Below are 13,509 nucleotides of genomic sequence, written 5' to 3' on the forward strand. Positions count from 1 at the left end.
GTTAAGACCGTCTCAGCCCGCGGCGAAGGTGGGGTTGTGCGCCAGCGCGACCCGGTCCTGCGCGCGGATGCGCTCCAGCGGCCAGCGCACCGACACGACCGCGCCCGGCCCGCCATTGGCGAAGGTCAGCCGCGCGCCCGACCGCTCCAGCAGGGTCTTGGCGATGAAGAGGCCCAGGCCCATCCCCTCATAGCTGCCGCGCTGCGCCTCGGCGCGCCGCGACAGGTAGGGGTCGCCGATCCGCGACAGCAGATGCGGCGGAAAGCCCGGCCCGTCGTCGCGCACCGTGACGACCAGAGCGCCCTGCGTCACCTGCGTCTCGATCACGACGCGGCTTTCGGCAAAGTCGACGGCGTTCTGGATCAGGTTGCGCAGCGCGTGGATGATGGCCGGGTCGCGGTGGATCACCGGACCCTCGGCATGGATCTCGATCTGCGGGCCGCGATCGGCATGGGGCTCGGCCGCGTCCTCCAGGACGGCGCGCAGGGGGGCCGCGCGCATGTGCAGGTCGTCCTTGCCCGCGCGACCCATGCTGCGCAGGATCGCCGCGCAGCGGTCGGCGCTGTCGCGCAGGGCGATGGCATCGGCGCGCAGGTCGGGCCGGTCCTCCAGCTCGTCGGCCAGCTCGGCCGCGATCAGCTTGATGGTGGCCAGGGGCGTGCCCATCTCATGCGCGGCCGCCGCGACGACGCCGCCCAGATGCTGCAGCCGCTGTTCGCGCGCCAGGGCCATCTGCGTCGCGAAAAGCGCCCCGGATGTGTCCGACAGCTCGCCCGTGACGCGATGCGCATAGCCCGCGAAGAACACCACCCCGATGACCAGCGCGACCCAGTGACCCACGGCCAGGATCGGCTCCATCCGCAGGATCTCTCCGTCCGGGTCGCGCAGCGGCAGCCCGAAGACCGCCGCGACCGAGATCAGCGCCACCGTGGCCAGCCCCAGGGCCAGCACCTGCCGCGCGTTCAGCGAGGCGGCGGCGATGGTCACCGGCGCCAGCACCAGGAGCGCGAAGGGGTTTGCCATCCCCCCGGTCAGCGCCATCAGCGTCGAGATCTGGACCAGGTCGAAGGACAGCTGCCGCACCGCGCGCCCCGGAGAGGTGCGTTTGGGCGGGCGCAGGAACAGCCACAGGTTCATAGTGATGGACGCCGCGATCAGCAGGACGATCGGCGTCTTCCAGAAGCCGATGCCCATCATCCACGCGACGATCACCGCCGCCATCTGCCCGCCGATCGCGAACCAGCGCAGCAGCACCAGCGTGCGCATGCGGATGGGTTCGGCCATCGGCGTCTCGAACGGAGCGGAGAAGCCCGCCGCATCCGGCGACGGATCGGGATGGACGGGGGAGGCGGGACCGGAGGACTTCGACATCGACCGCCCTTGCTGCGACATTGCCCGACCTTGATACCCGGCGGTCGATGCGCGATCAATGCGCACATTCGTCACGCCAGAGGAGCCCGCCATGACCGACCGGAAAATCCTGATGATCGGGGCCGCCGCAGCCGTCGGCGTGCTGGTGGGCGGATCGCTGTTCCTGCTGACCCGCGACGACGTGGCGGTCGCGCAATGCGGCGGCAGCGCCGTGGCGGGCGGCATGGACGCCTTCGGCACCGATTTCGTGCTGACCCGCGAGGACGGGGTCCGCGTGACCCAGGACGAGGTCTTCGACAAGCCGTCGCTGCTCTATTTCGGCTTCACCTTCTGTCCCGACGTCTGCCCGCTGGACGCCGCCCGCAACGCCGAGGCCGAGGCCCTGCTGACCGAGGAGGGGCGCGACGTGCAGACCGTGTTCGTCACCGTCGATCCGCGTCGCGACACGCCCGAGGTCCTGGCGGACTATACCGACATGTTCTCGGACCGCATGGTCGGGCTGACCGGATCGGACGAGGAGATCGCCGCCGTGAACAAGGGCTGGCGCAACTACTTCAAGCTGAACGACGAGGAGGACAAGGAGTTCTACCTGGTCGATCACATGACCAACACCTATCTGGTGATGCCCGGCAACCGGACGGTCGAGTTCTTCTCGCGCGACACCGCGCCCGAGCGCATCGCCGAGACGGTCGCCTGCCACATGGATGCGGCCGCGTAAGGCAGTTTGTCGCATGGGGTTTGCATTCCGCGACGCCATCGCCCACCTTCTGCACACATTCCCGGGAAAGGGCTTCGGATGGAACAGTTGAACGCACAGATCGGCCCCGACGCCTCCCTGCTCCTGGTGGACGACGACGAGATCTTCGTGACCCGCCTGGCGCGCGCGATGGAGAAGCGGGGCTTTCAGACCGAGACCTCGCTGACGGTCGCCGGCGCCATGCGCATGATCGAGCGGCGCGCCCCGGCCTATGCCGTGGTGGACCTGCGTCTGGAGGACGGCAACGGGCTGGATGTGGTCGAGGCGCTGCGCGACAAGCGGGCGGACGCGCGCATCATCGTGCTGACCGGCTATGGCGCGATCGCGACCGCCGTGGCCGCCGTCAAGATGGGCGCGACCGACTATCTGGCCAAGCCCGCGGATGCCAATGACGTGACCTCGGCCCTGCTCTCCAGCGGCGAGCTGCTGCCGCCGCCGCCCGAGAACCCGATGTCCGCCGACCGCGTCCGGTGGGAGCATATCCAGCGCGTCTATGAGCAGTGCGAGCGCAATGTCAGCGAGACCGCCCGCCGCCTGCACATGCATCGCCGCACGCTGCAGCGCATCCTGGCCAAGCGCGGCCCGCGCTGAGGGGCCGGCGGCTCAGGCCGCCACCGCCCTCCGGCCGCGCCACAGGATGAACAGACCCGACAGGACGACCAGCGCCGATCCCAGCAGCGTGCCGGGCGTCAGCCGTTCCCCGAACATCGCGATGCCCAGCACCAGCCCGAACAGCAGCCTTGTATAGCGGAATGGCGTGACCGCCGACACCGCGCCCGTGCGCATCGCCTTCATCAGGCCGGAATAGGCCGCCGTCCCCACGACGATGGTCGCCGTCAGAAGCAGCGCGGTCCGCGCGTCCGGGACGCGGAACGCCTCCTGCCGCCACAGCGAGAACAGTAGCCCCGCCGTCGCCAGCGCCAGAAATCCGTAGAGGCCCAGAACCGCCGTGCCCAGGCTTTTCGGGGCCGCGCGGCTGGCCAGGTCGCGGCCCGCAAAGCCCAGCATGCCGACCACCGCCAGGAGCGACAGGGCCGAGAACCCCTCGGTCCCCGGACGCAGGATGATCAGCACCCCGCTCAGGCCCAGCCCGATGGCCGTCCAGCGCCGCCAGCCGACCCGTTCGCCGAAGATCATCGCGGCCGAGGCCACCACCACAAGGGGCGTCGCCTGCAGGATCACCGTCGCGGTCGAGAGCGGGATCAGCGCCAGCGCCAGGACGTAGAACAGCCGCCCCGTGATCTCGAAGACGACCCGGATGCGCATGGCGCGCGACATCACGTCCCGCGTCATCAGCGCCTCGCCCCGCTGCAGGGCGACGACGGCGAACAGGGCGGCACCCCCCAGGCCGAACAGGATCATGACCTGACCGACGGGCAGGATTTCGGCCACGGCCTTGACCAGCGCGTCCTCGACCGCGAAAGCGGCCATCGCGGCGGTCATCCACGCCGCGCCGGCCAGGTTCTGCCGATGATCGGACGGCAGGGTCACGCCCCGCGGTCCTGTTCGTCATGCGCCCAGAGATAGGCGATGAAGGCGCTCTTGATGACGCGCAGCAGGATCATGGTGAGCGCGCCGGTGATCGCCCCCACGATCAGCAGGAGCATCAGCGGGCTGGGCCGGAACACGACCCAGGTGTAGCCCAGAAGCGGGATCAGCAGCAGCAGCATGATCGTCATGGTGAAGAAGGCCGGACCGTCCGCCGCCGGATAGCGCCGGAACGCAAGGCCGCAGGTCGGGCATTCCGGGATGACGTCCAGATAGCCCCTCAGGATGCGCCCCTCGCCGCAGTTGGGGCAGCGGTTGCACAGGCCGCGCATGACGGCCGCCTTGTCCTTGCGTTCTTCCGGCATGCCGATCAGCCTTCCCCGCCCATTTGCATCACGCGCAATGTATGGCCTTGATGCCATACATTGCAATGACGATCGTTCGGTCATATCCGAAAAAGGCAGAACAAAAAGGACGCCGCGCTTGTCCGTGCGGCCATACATTGCTAGCATTCGACCCCTGACAGACCGGACATCCTGGGGGCATGACATGTGGAAGCCGCGTTCCGTCGATGAGGCGCCCCTGAAGTATCTGGGCATCGTCGAGGCGCTCGAGGCCGACATCCGGCGCGGCAGCATCCTGCCCGGAGAGCGCCTGCCCGCGCAGCGCGCCATCGCCGAGGCGCTGGACGTGGACCTGACGACGGTGACGCGGGCCTTCAACGAGGCGCGGCGGCGCGGTCTGGTCGCCGCGCAGGCCGGGCGGGGGACCTTCGTGCGCGAGGACCCGGAGCCCGGCGGCCCCGCGCCCCTGCTCGATCTGTCCATGAACATTCCTCCGCAGCCGGCCGCGATCGACTTTCGCCGCCTGTTCGCGCAGACGATGAACGCGGTGCTGTCCGGGCCGCGCGGCGGGCTCTGCCTGCAGTATCAGCAGAGCGCTGGCGCGCTGGCGGACCGCCAGGCCGGGGCGCGCTGGCTCTCGGCACGGATCGGGGCCGTCGGGTCCGAACGGGTCGTCCTGGCCGCGGGGGCGCAGTCGGGGCTCTACGCGCTCTGCGCGCTGCTGCTTGCGGCCGGGGACGTGCTGGCCGCCGGTCGGCTGACCTATCCCGGCCTCCGGGCGGTCGCCGCGCAGCAGGGCCTCGGGATCGAGCCCATCGCCATGGACGAGGGCGGGCTGATCCCCGAGGATTTCGAGCGCGCGTGTCGGATGGCGGCCCCGAAGGCGCTGTATGTGGTGCCCTCCATCGACAATCCGACGACCGCGACCCTGTCCGAGGCCCGCCGCATCCGGATCGCGGCCATCGCCCGGCGCTTCGGCGTGATCCTGATCGAGGACGATCCCTACGGCGCCCTTCGGTCCGACCGGCCCGCGGCCCTGGCGACCCTGGCGCCGGAGCTGACATGGCATCTGGCCACGCTGTCGAAATGCGTGACGCCGGCGCTGAGGGTGGCCTATGTCGCAGCGCCCGATGCGGACGGTGCCGGCCGTCTGGCGGCGGTGCTGCGCGCGACCACGCTGATGGCCCCGCCGGTCCTGGCCGCCATGGCCAGCCGCTGGATCGCCGAGGGACGGCTGGACACCGTCACGGCGGCGATCCGGTCCGAGAATCGCGCGCGGCAGGCGCTGGCGGCCCGGGTCCTTGCGGGGTGCCGCCTGGCCGCGGACCCCGAGGGCCATCACCTGTGGCTGACCCTGCCCGACCCCTGGCGGGCCGAGGATTTCGCGGACCATGCCGAGCGTGCGGGCGTGTCGATCGTTCCGGCCTCGGCCTTCGCGGTGATCCCCGACGCGACGCAGGCCGTGCGCCTGTCGCTGGGAATCGCGCCGGACAGGGCGGTGCTGGAGGAGGGCCTTCTTCAACTCGCCTCGCTGATGGAGCGGCCGCGGGCGCAGGCGCGGACGATCGTCTGAGACGCGGCGCGGCCGTCCGTCGGACATGCCTGTGGCGGATGGCGCAGGGCCGGCGGGATGATGGGGGATCGGGAAAATGGTCGGAGCGAGAGGATTCGAACCTCCGACCCCCTGCTCCCGAAGCAGGTGCGCTACCAGGCTGCGCTACGCTCCGACCGTAGGCGGGCAGTTAACGCGGCCGTCGCGCGAATGCAAGCCCTCAGGCGCGCGGCGGCCACAATCTTTGCAGGATCGTGGATTTCGGCGCGGTCACCGTCTCGGGGCGCAGGCGCGCGCTGGTGGCGGGGCGGTTCGCGCTGACGCCCCGGCTCTCGCGCCAGACGATGTAGATGCCGGATGCGATGATCACGACCGCGCCCAGGAGGGTCGCGGGGTCCACGCCCTCTCCGAACAGGAACCAGCCATAGGCGGTGGCCCAGAGGATCTGCGAATACTGCATCGGCGCCACGATCGCCGCCTCTCCGGCGCGATAGGCCAGGATCACCAGGAACCCGCCCGCCAGGCCCAGGGCCGCGATGATCCCGGTCATCGCCAGATGCTCCAGCGCCATGGGCTGATAGCTGATCGACAGCGACGCACCCGTCGCGAAGAAGTTGCCCAGCATCGGCCACATCAGCAGCACCATCGGCCGCTCGGCCCGGCCGAGGCGGCGGATGATGACCGCGGCGACCGCGCTGGCCACCGCACCCGCCAGCGCCGCCGCATGGCCCAGCTGCAGGTCCTGCCCGCCGGGACGCAGCACGATCAGCACCCCCGACAGGCCCACCACCACCGCCGCCCACCGGTGCCGGCCCACCCGTTCCCCCAGAAGCGGGATCGACAGGATGGTGATCAGCAGCGGCGTCGTGAACAGGATCGCATAGACCTGCGCCAGGGGCAGGGTCGAGAAGGCGAAGAACCCCGCCGCCCCCGCGATGACCGCGCAGACGGTGCGCAGCGCCACCCAGCCCGGATTGACGGGGCGCAGCGTGCCGGGATGGGGGTCGCGCATCAGCACGATGCTGACCAGCGGGAATGACAGGAGCGAGGCGAAGAACAGGATCTGCAGCGCCGGATAGGTGGCGCCGAGGGACTTGATCACCACGTCATGCGTCGCATAGAGGCCCATCGCCGCCAATTGCAGCAACGCGCCCCTGACATTGCCCGTCAGCGCCAATCAGGCCTCCAGCGCGGCGACGATGGCATCGCCCATCTGCGCGGTGCTGACCGGCGTGCCGCCCTCGGGGCCCATCAGGTCGGCGGTGCGGACGCCATCGGCCAGCACGCGTTCCACCGCGGCCTCCAGCTGATCGGCCGCAGCCCCTTCGCCGAAGGAGTAGCGCAGCGCCATCGCGAAGCTGAGGATGCAGGCGATGGGGTTGGCCTTGCCCTGACCGGCGATGTCGGGGGCCGATCCGTGGACGGGCTCGTAGAGCGCCTTGGGCCGGCCGCCGGCCGTCGCCGCGCCGAGCGAGGCGGAGGGCAGCATGCCTAGGGACCCGGTCAGCATCGCCGCCGCATCCGACAGGATGTCGCCGAAGAGGTTGTCCGTCACGATCACGTCGAACTGACGCGGCGCGCGCACCAGCTGCATCGCGCCGTTGTCGGCATACATGTGCGACAGCTCCACGTCGGGGTATTCGTTGTCATGCACCCACTGGACCTCCTCGCGCCACAGGATGCCCGACTCCATGACGTTGGCCTTTTCCATCGAACAGACCTTGTTGCCGCGGGCGCGGGCAAGCTCAAAGGCGGACCGGGCGACGCGGCGGATCTCTCCGCTGGTGTAGCGCTGGGTGTTGATGCCGACGCGGCCGCCCTCGTTGCCGGGGTTGTTGTCGTCGGAATGGATGCCGCGCGGTTCGCCGAAATAGACGCCCGAGGTCAGTTCGCGCACGATCAGGATGTCGAGGCCCGCCACGACCTCGCGCTTGAGCGAGGAGAAGTTGGCCAGCGCGTCGAAGCACTGCGCCGGGCGCAGGTTGGCGAACAGGTCCATCTCCTTGCGCAGGCGCAGAAGGCCGCGTTCCGGTTTGACGCTGAAATCCAGCACGTCGTATTTCGGGCCGCCCACCGCGCCCAGCAGGACCGCGTCCACCGCCTGCGCCTCGGCCATGGTGGCATCCGTGAGGGGCGTGCCATGCGCGTCGTAGGACGCCCCGCCGACCAGCCCGTGACGCACGTCGAAGGCCATGCCGCGGTTGGCGCGGAACCAGTCGATCACCTTGACCACCTCGGCCATGACCTCGGGACCGATCCCGTCTCCGGGCAGGATGAGAAGCGAATAGGCGTCGGACATGATCCCTCCAGTCAGAGGCCCGCAGACAGGGCGCGCGGGCTGCCGGACCGGGTTAGACCCCCCCTGCCGCGGGGTCAAGATTGGCCGCGCCGCCGATGCGGCCCCGACCCCGCACGGGGCGCTCACGACAGTTTGCCTTGCACCCGCCGCGCCTTGCGCCGACCCTGCGCGCCTGATGCGGAAGCAAAGGATCGACCCATGACGACTTGGACCCCCCGGATCGCCGCCCCCCTGCTGGTCGCGGCCATGGGCACGCTGGCCCTGATCGGACCGGCCGCGGCGCAGGGGCCGGACGGCGTTCCCGGCGACCGCCTCGTGGTGCCGCTGCCCGACCTGTCGGGCCTGGACGGCGATCAGGCGCAGGAGATGGCCCGGCGTCTGGCCCGGGCCGGGCTGGTGACGGCGGAATGCCCCGCCTATGACGTCAGCGACCCCGAATGGCAGCTGCTGACCGGCAGCACGGATGCGGTGATGAAGGTCCTGGGCGTCGATGCGGTGACCTTCGACCGCGACTATGTGCGCCCCGAATTCGCGGCCTTCTCGGAGCCCGATGCCTGCGACCGGCTGGGCCCCGACGTGGCCGTCCTGATCACCGAGCTGGAGGAGCGGGGCGGCAGCGCGCAGCCCGTGACGCCCGAAGCCGCGACCCGGGAGCCCGCCGCGCCGCAGGACCCGGCCACCCCGGACGCCCAGCCCGAAGCGGATGCGCCCGCCGAATAGGCGCATCCTCCGACCTGATTGCACATCTTGCAGCTTTCCGCGCCTTGGCCCAGCGTGGCGCCGGGGAACGGAGGGATGTGTCCATGATCAAGGCCGGATTGGTCAGCCTGGTGCTGGCCTATATGCTGTCGCAATTCTATCGGGCTTTTCTGGCCGTGCTGTCGCCCGCGCTGCAGGATCAGCTGGGCGCGACGCCCGGCGATCTGGCCCTGTCGTCGGGGCTGTGGTTCATCGCCTTCGCGGCGATGCAGCTGCCGGTGGGGGCGGCGCTGGACCGGTTCGGGCCGCGCCGGACGGTGGCCTGGCTGATGGCGCTGGGCGGTGCCGGGGGGGCGGTGCTGTTCGCGCTGGCGCAGGCGCCGTGGCACCTGCATCTGGCGATGACCGCGCTGGGCATCGGCTGTTCTCCGGCGCTGATGGGGCCGTATTACATCTTCGCGCGGGAATATCCGCCGGCGGCCTTCGGGATGCTGGCCGGGGTGCTGGTGGGCTTCGGCTCTCTGGGCAACATCCTGGGCGCATCGCCGCTGGTCTGGGTGATCGAGGCCGCGGGCTGGCGCCAGACGCTCTGGGGGCTGGCGGCGGTGACGCTGATGGTGGCGGCGCTGGTCCTGGGCGCGGTGCGCGATCCGGCGCGGCTGGGGGCGGGGCATCCGCAGGGTTCGATCGGGCAGATCCTGCGCCTGCGCGCGCTTTGGTTCATCTTGCCGCTGTTCGCGGTCAACTATGCCGTGACGGCGGCGATCCGCGGCCTCTGGGCGGCCCCTTGGCTGGAGCAGGTGCATGGCGCCGATGCCGCCCAGATCGGGCGGGTGACCCTGGCCATGGGGCTGGCCATGGTCGCGGGCAGCTTTGCCGTGGGCCCCGCCGCGCGGCTGGCGGGCAGCGCGCGGCGGGCCACGATGATCTTCTCGGCGGTGATGATCGTGACGCTGTCGGCCATGTGGCTGGCCCCCGCCCTGCCGCTGGCGACGGTCACGGCGCTGCTGGTGGTGCTGGGCTTCTTCGGGTCGGCCTATCCGCTGCTGATGGCGCATGGGCGGTCCTTCCTGCCCCCGCATCTGGTGGGTAGGGGCATGACCTTCCTCAACATGATGTCGATCGGCGGCGTGGGGGTGATGCAATTCGCCTCGCGCCCGGTCTATGCCGCGGCCGAGGCGGCCTATCCCCCCGCGCAGGCCTTCGCTATGCTGTGGCTGTTCTTCCTGATCCCGCTGACGATCGGGTTCCTGCTGTATTTCCTGACCCCCGAGGCCGCTGCCCATGACTAATCCGCTGATCGTCGCACCGAACCTGAAACGTCGCCTGTCGGGCGTCACGGCGACGGTGGTGCGGCTGATCCCGGTCCAGGCGCGCATGATCGACATCCGCGCGACCGGCCCCGGCCTGCCCGCGGACGTGCCCCACATTCCGCTGTGGCGCGCGGCCACCCTGCCCCGCGACCGCTGGCGGGTCTGGCACGCGCGCCGCAACACCGAAATGGCCCTGGGACTGATCCTGCGCCGCATCCTGCGGCGGAAATACCGGCTGCTGTTCACCTCGGCCGCGCAGCGCAGGCATACCGGCTTCACCCGTTGGCTGATCCGGCAGCAGGACGCGCTGATCGCGACCTCGCCCCAGGCCGCCAGCTATCTGGAGCGTCCCGCGACCGTCATCCTGCATGGCGTGGATACGGACGTCTTCCACCCCGCCCCCGACCGCGCCGCCCTGCGCGCGCGCTTGGGTCTGGACCCCGACGCGGTGCTGATCGGCTGCTTCGGACGCATCCGCGCGCAGAAGGGCGTCGATCTGCTGGTCCAGGCGGGGCTGGAGCTGCTGCCCACCCGCCCCCGGGCGCAGATCATCTTCACCGGCCGCATCACCCCCGACAATCGCGCCTTTGCCGAAGACCTCCAGGCGCGCATCCGCGCCGCCGGGCTGGAGAACCGCATCCGCTTTCTGGGAGAGCTGCCTTGGGAGCAGGTCGTCGCGCATTACCAGGCGCTGGACCTCTTTGCCGCCCCCGCCCGGTGGGAGGGGTTCGGCCTGACGCCCCTGGAGGCCGCCGCCTGCGCCGTCCCCACCGTCGCCGCCCGCGTCGGCGCCTACGAGGCGCTGATCCGCGACGGAGAGACCGGCAGCCTGGTCCCCAAGGACGACGCGCCCGCCCTGACCGCCGCCCTGGCACGCTGGCTGGACGACGATGCGGGGCGTGCCGCCGCCGGACAGGCCGCCCGCGCCCATGTCGCCGCGAACCACGCCATCGCGGGCGAGGCCCAGGCCATCACCGCCGTCTATCGGTCGCTTCTGTGAACCGGCTGGCCTTCACCGCGGCCCGGCTGATGCGCCGCGAGGAGCCGCTGGCCGCGCTGTCGGTGTCGCAGGCGGCGCTGCTGTCGGACCTCGGGGGCCAGCGGGTCGCGCTGATCGGCAACGCCCGCGCGCTGGCGGCGCAGGACCACGGGCCGCAGATCGACGCCGCCGACCGCGTCATCCGCATCAACCGCGCGCCGATGCCCGGCCCCGCCAGCCACGGCACGCGCACCGACTGGCTGGCGCTGGCCACGCGCCTGCCCGATGCGGACCGGGCGCGGCTGAATCCCGGCCGCATCCTGTGGATGTCGCCCAAGCGCAAGCGGCTGGACTGGGACAGTGCCTCCGGCCCCGGCTTCTACCTGCATCCGCTGGCCGATATCGAGACGCTGGCGGGCAGGCTGGGCGCGCCGCCCACTACGGGGGCGATGATGATCGACCTGCTCTTGCGCAGCGATCTGGCCGCGCTGACGCTCTACGGCTTCGACTTCTTCGCCAGCCTGTCGCTGTCCGGACGGCGCGCGGCCGCCGATGTGCCGCATGATTTCGCAGCCGAGGCGGCCTGGGTCGCCGATCTGTTGCAGCGCGACCACCGTCTGACGCTGATCCGCTAGGCGGCCCTTGCGCGGCCTGCATCCTGTGCAATCCTGTCGGCTTCCCCGGAACGGGGCACCAAGCAGACAGGGAGAAACCCATGACCACCCTCAAGGCCGCCCTGGCCTCAACGGCGCTGATCTGCGCCACCCCGGCGCTGGCGCAGGACTTCGGCGCCTATGGCTATGACACGATGCGCAGCCTGGCGCTGGATTATCCGGGCCGCTTCACCGGCGCGCCGGAGAGCGACACGACCTTCTTCAACGCGGCGGAATACATGCGCGGGCGGCTGTCCTTCGGCGGCAACACCGTCACGCGGCAGGACTTCACTGCCGTCAACCGCCGCACGGGCGCGACCATCGGCCCGTCGCAGAACCTGGTCGTGTCGATGCCGGGCGCGGATGGCCGCTTCCTGGTCGTGGGCGCGCATTTCGACAGCGCGGGCGACTTCCCCGACCTGCAGGGCGTGGACGACAACGCGTCCGGCGCGGGGGTGCTGACCGAGCTGGCGGCCCATATGGCGGGGCTGGAGACCGACATGGGGCTGGAATTCGTGGCCTTCGGCGCCGAGGAGGTCGACCTGCAGGGGGCCTATCATTACGTCGAGACGCTGGGCGATCGCCGCGACGACATGGCGGGCATGATCAACATCGACAGCCTGATCACCGGCGACTTCATGTATGCCCATGCCGGCACCGAATACCTGCAGGACCCGGCGCTTCTGTCGCTGTGGACCCGCGCGCATGACATCGCGCGCGATCTGGGCATCGACCTGCGCAGCAATCCGGGCCGCAATCCCGCCTTTCCGATCAACACCGGCTGCTGTTCGGACGCGGGCGCGTTCGAGGGCTACGGCATCCCGATCCTGTGGCTGGAGGCGACCAATTGGGATCTGGGTGCCTTGGACGGCTATACCCAGACCGACAATCCGGCGATCCCCGGCGGATCGACCTGGCACGACCCGGTCGAGGACAACTGGGACTTCCTGCTGGCCGCCCTGGGCCCCGAGCGGTTCGAGCAACGCATGCGCGACTATGCCCGCATCCTGACCCGCCTGCTGATCGAGGAGACCGGGGCCGACCTGATCGCCTCGTCGCAGGACGCGGCCCTGTCGGCGGCGCAGATCGCCGACCTGGCCACGCGTCAGCAGGCCGACCTGGCGGCGCTGTCGCTGCGCGCGACCCGCGACAGGCTGGGGGCGGACGCGCCCATCGGGCAGATCACCCCGTCGGTCGCGGTGCAGGGCTTGGCCACGCCCGACAGCAGCGCGACCTTCGGTCGGGACGGCGGCGCGGCGCTGATGGCGCGGGCGGGGGCGGCCTATCAGGCGGCGCCGGGCCTGTCGCTTGGCGGCCATCTGGCCTATGCGCGCACCGGCGACGACCTGCGCAGCGGCGACGATCTGGAATCGACCGGGCTGCAGCTGTCGCTGGACGCGGCCTACAGCCTGAACGACAATTGGGTCGTGGGCGCGGTCAGCTGGGGCAAGTCCGACCTGGAGGGCACGCGCGACTTCGTGCTGCGCTCGGGCCTGGGCGCGACCATCGTCGAGCGTGACTTCGACTGGTCCACGAACGCCTATACCCTGGGCGCGCGGGTGCAGGCCGGGCGCGACTTCGCCACGGCCGGCGGCGTGACCTACGGCCCGGTCGTGGGGCTGGATTACAGCCGCACCCGGATCGGCGGCTTCTCCGAAGGGGCGGGCGACCGCCGCGCGGTGACCTATGCCGGTCAGGCCATCGAGAGCCTGGAGGTCCAGCTGGGCGGCCGCGTCGGCACCGACCTGGCCGTGGCCGGGCGCAGCGTGTCGCTGTCGGCGCAGGGTGCGCTGGTCCATGACCTGGCCGAAGGCGCCCCCTCGCGCATCCGCGTGACCGACGGGACGGGCACCGACCGGCAGGTGACGCTGGACGGGCAGGACCGCAACTTCGTCCGCGTGGGCCTGTCGGCCAGCACGGCCCTGTCGGATCAGGCCGATGCCTGGGTGACGCTGGACAGCCGCATCGGCCATGACGCGGGCTCTCAGGCGACGCTTGGCGCGGGTCTGGGCCTGCGCTTCTGAGACGCGCCCGCGCGCCCGGCCTGTCGGGCG

13 protein-coding genes and 1 tRNA gene are annotated in these 13,509 nt (G+C 70.9%); 8 read left to right on the forward strand and 6 right to left on the reverse strand.

Features of this window, described 5'->3' with window-relative positions:
• Window positions 1–12: 12 nt before the first annotated feature.
• Complete coding sequence (locus tag AACG61_RS00495; RefSeq protein WP_411838075.1) at window positions 13–1,371, reverse strand: ActS/PrrB/RegB family redox-sensitive histidine kinase; 1,359 nt, start codon at window positions 1,369–1,371, stop codon at window positions 13–15.
• Between the two features lie 91 nt (window positions 1,372–1,462).
• Here AACG61_RS00495 and AACG61_RS00500 point away from each other — a divergent pair, with 91 nt between their 5' ends.
• Together AACG61_RS00500 and AACG61_RS00505 are read left to right on the forward strand one after the other, a co-directional pair.
• Window positions 1,463–2,089, forward strand: a complete 627-nt coding sequence (locus AACG61_RS00500; RefSeq protein ID WP_411838077.1) for an SCO family protein — start codon at window positions 1,463–1,465, stop codon at window positions 2,087–2,089.
• Window positions 2,090–2,167: 78 nt separating this feature from the next.
• Window positions 2,168–2,719 carry an ActR/PrrA/RegA family redox response regulator transcription factor gene (locus tag AACG61_RS00505; protein WP_411838078.1) on the forward strand — a complete coding sequence of 184 codons (552 nt, stop codon included), beginning with the start codon at window positions 2,168–2,170 and terminating at the stop codon, window positions 2,717–2,719.
• Between the two features lie 12 nt (window positions 2,720–2,731).
• Here the strand turns inward: AACG61_RS00505 and AACG61_RS00510 are convergent, their stop codons facing one another.
• Both AACG61_RS00510 and AACG61_RS00515 read right to left on the reverse strand, forming a co-directional pair.
• Window positions 2,732–3,571, reverse strand: coding sequence for a DMT family transporter (locus tag AACG61_RS00510; protein ID WP_411839544.1), 840 nt, complete (start codon window positions 3,569–3,571; stop codon window positions 2,732–2,734).
• 44 nt (window positions 3,572–3,615) lie between these two features.
• Window positions 3,616–3,981: a DUF983 domain-containing protein gene (locus tag AACG61_RS00515; protein ID WP_411838079.1), complete on the reverse strand. Its 366-nt coding sequence runs from the start codon at window positions 3,979–3,981 to the stop codon at window positions 3,616–3,618.
• A gap of 184 nt (window positions 3,982–4,165) precedes the next feature.
• Here AACG61_RS00515 and AACG61_RS00520 point away from each other — a divergent pair, with 184 nt between their 5' ends.
• Entirely contained in the window at window positions 4,166–5,533 is a 1,368-nt protein-coding gene (locus tag AACG61_RS00520; protein ID WP_411838080.1) for a PLP-dependent aminotransferase family protein, read from the forward strand.
• Window positions 5,534–5,610: 77 nt separating this feature from the next.
• Here AACG61_RS00520 and AACG61_RS00525 read toward each other — a convergent pair.
• The 3 genes from AACG61_RS00525 to leuB form a co-directional block, all read right to left on the reverse strand.
• Window positions 5,611–5,687: transfer RNA gene (locus AACG61_RS00525), tRNA-Pro, on the reverse strand.
• 45 nt (window positions 5,688–5,732) lie between these two features.
• Window positions 5,733–6,641 carry a DMT family transporter gene (locus tag AACG61_RS00530; RefSeq protein WP_411839545.1) on the reverse strand — a complete coding sequence of 303 codons (909 nt, stop codon included), beginning with the start codon at window positions 6,639–6,641 and terminating at the stop codon, window positions 5,733–5,735.
• A 48-nt stretch (window positions 6,642–6,689) separates the two neighbouring features.
• Window positions 6,690–7,811 (reverse strand): 3-isopropylmalate dehydrogenase, encoded by a 1,122-nt coding sequence (leuB, locus tag AACG61_RS00535; RefSeq protein WP_411838081.1) that lies wholly within the window; start codon window positions 7,809–7,811, stop codon window positions 6,690–6,692.
• A 198-nt stretch (window positions 7,812–8,009) separates the two neighbouring features.
• Here leuB and AACG61_RS00540 point away from each other — a divergent pair, with 198 nt between their 5' ends.
• From AACG61_RS00540 to AACG61_RS00560, 5 genes are all read left to right on the forward strand, one after another.
• The gene (locus AACG61_RS00540; protein ID WP_411838082.1) at window positions 8,010–8,531 is read left to right on the forward strand and encodes a hypothetical protein; all 522 of its coding nucleotides are present in this window, start codon (window positions 8,010–8,012) and stop codon (window positions 8,529–8,531) included.
• An 83-nt stretch (window positions 8,532–8,614) separates the two neighbouring features.
• Window positions 8,615–9,802: an MFS transporter gene (locus tag AACG61_RS00545; protein WP_411838083.1), complete on the forward strand. Its 1,188-nt coding sequence runs from the start codon at window positions 8,615–8,617 to the stop codon at window positions 9,800–9,802.
• A complete protein-coding gene (locus AACG61_RS00550; protein WP_411838084.1) occupies window positions 9,795–10,823 on the forward strand; it encodes a glycosyltransferase family 4 protein in 1,029 nt (342 codons plus the stop codon). The genes AACG61_RS00545 and AACG61_RS00550 overlap by 8 nt, the downstream gene beginning before the upstream one ends.
• A complete protein-coding gene (locus AACG61_RS00555) occupies window positions 10,820–11,437 on the forward strand; it encodes a glycosyltransferase family 29 protein (protein ID WP_411838086.1) in 618 nt (205 codons plus the stop codon). Before AACG61_RS00550 ends, AACG61_RS00555 begins: the two co-directional genes overlap by 4 nt.
• A gap of 80 nt (window positions 11,438–11,517) precedes the next feature.
• On the forward strand, window positions 11,518–13,479 hold the full coding sequence (locus AACG61_RS00560; protein WP_411838087.1) for an autotransporter domain-containing protein: 1,962 nt from the start codon (window positions 11,518–11,520) through the stop codon (window positions 13,477–13,479).
• Window positions 13,480–13,509: the final 30 nt, after the last annotated feature.

Origin of the sequence: Paracoccus sp. ME4 (assembly GCF_046736325.1) — a bacterium.
In the GTDB taxonomy this organism is placed as follows: Bacteria; Pseudomonadota; Alphaproteobacteria; order Rhodobacterales; family Rhodobacteraceae; genus Paracoccus.

Bases quoted from the DNA above. Each gene is read 5' to 3' on its own strand.
- AACG61_RS00495 (WP_411838075.1), bottom strand. From the start codon at position 1,371: ATGTCGAAGTCCTCCGGTCCCGCCTCCCCCGTCCATCCCGATCCGTCG.
- AACG61_RS00500 (WP_411838077.1), top strand. From the start codon at position 1,463: ATGACCGACCGGAAAATCCTGATGATCGGGGCCGCCGCAGCCGTCGGC.
- AACG61_RS00505 (WP_411838078.1), top strand. From the start codon at position 2,168: ATGGAACAGTTGAACGCACAGATCGGCCCCGACGCCTCCCTGCTCCTG.
- AACG61_RS00510 (WP_411839544.1), bottom strand. From the start codon at position 3,571: ATGACCGCCGCGATGGCCGCTTTCGCGGTCGAGGACGCGCTGGTCAAG.
- AACG61_RS00515 (WP_411838079.1), bottom strand. From the start codon at position 3,981: ATGCCGGAAGAACGCAAGGACAAGGCGGCCGTCATGCGCGGCCTGTGC.
- AACG61_RS00520 (WP_411838080.1), top strand. From the start codon at position 4,166: ATGTGGAAGCCGCGTTCCGTCGATGAGGCGCCCCTGAAGTATCTGGGC.
- AACG61_RS00530 (WP_411839545.1), bottom strand. From the start codon at position 6,641: ATGGGCCTCTATGCGACGCATGACGTGGTGATCAAGTCCCTCGGCGCC.
- leuB (WP_411838081.1), bottom strand. From the start codon at position 7,811: ATGTCCGACGCCTATTCGCTTCTCATCCTGCCCGGAGACGGGATCGGT.
- AACG61_RS00540 (WP_411838082.1), top strand. From the start codon at position 8,010: ATGACGACTTGGACCCCCCGGATCGCCGCCCCCCTGCTGGTCGCGGCC.
- AACG61_RS00545 (WP_411838083.1), top strand. From the start codon at position 8,615: ATGATCAAGGCCGGATTGGTCAGCCTGGTGCTGGCCTATATGCTGTCG.
- AACG61_RS00550 (WP_411838084.1), top strand. From the start codon at position 9,795: ATGACTAATCCGCTGATCGTCGCACCGAACCTGAAACGTCGCCTGTCG.
- AACG61_RS00560 (WP_411838087.1), top strand. From the start codon at position 11,518: ATGACCACCCTCAAGGCCGCCCTGGCCTCAACGGCGCTGATCTGCGCC.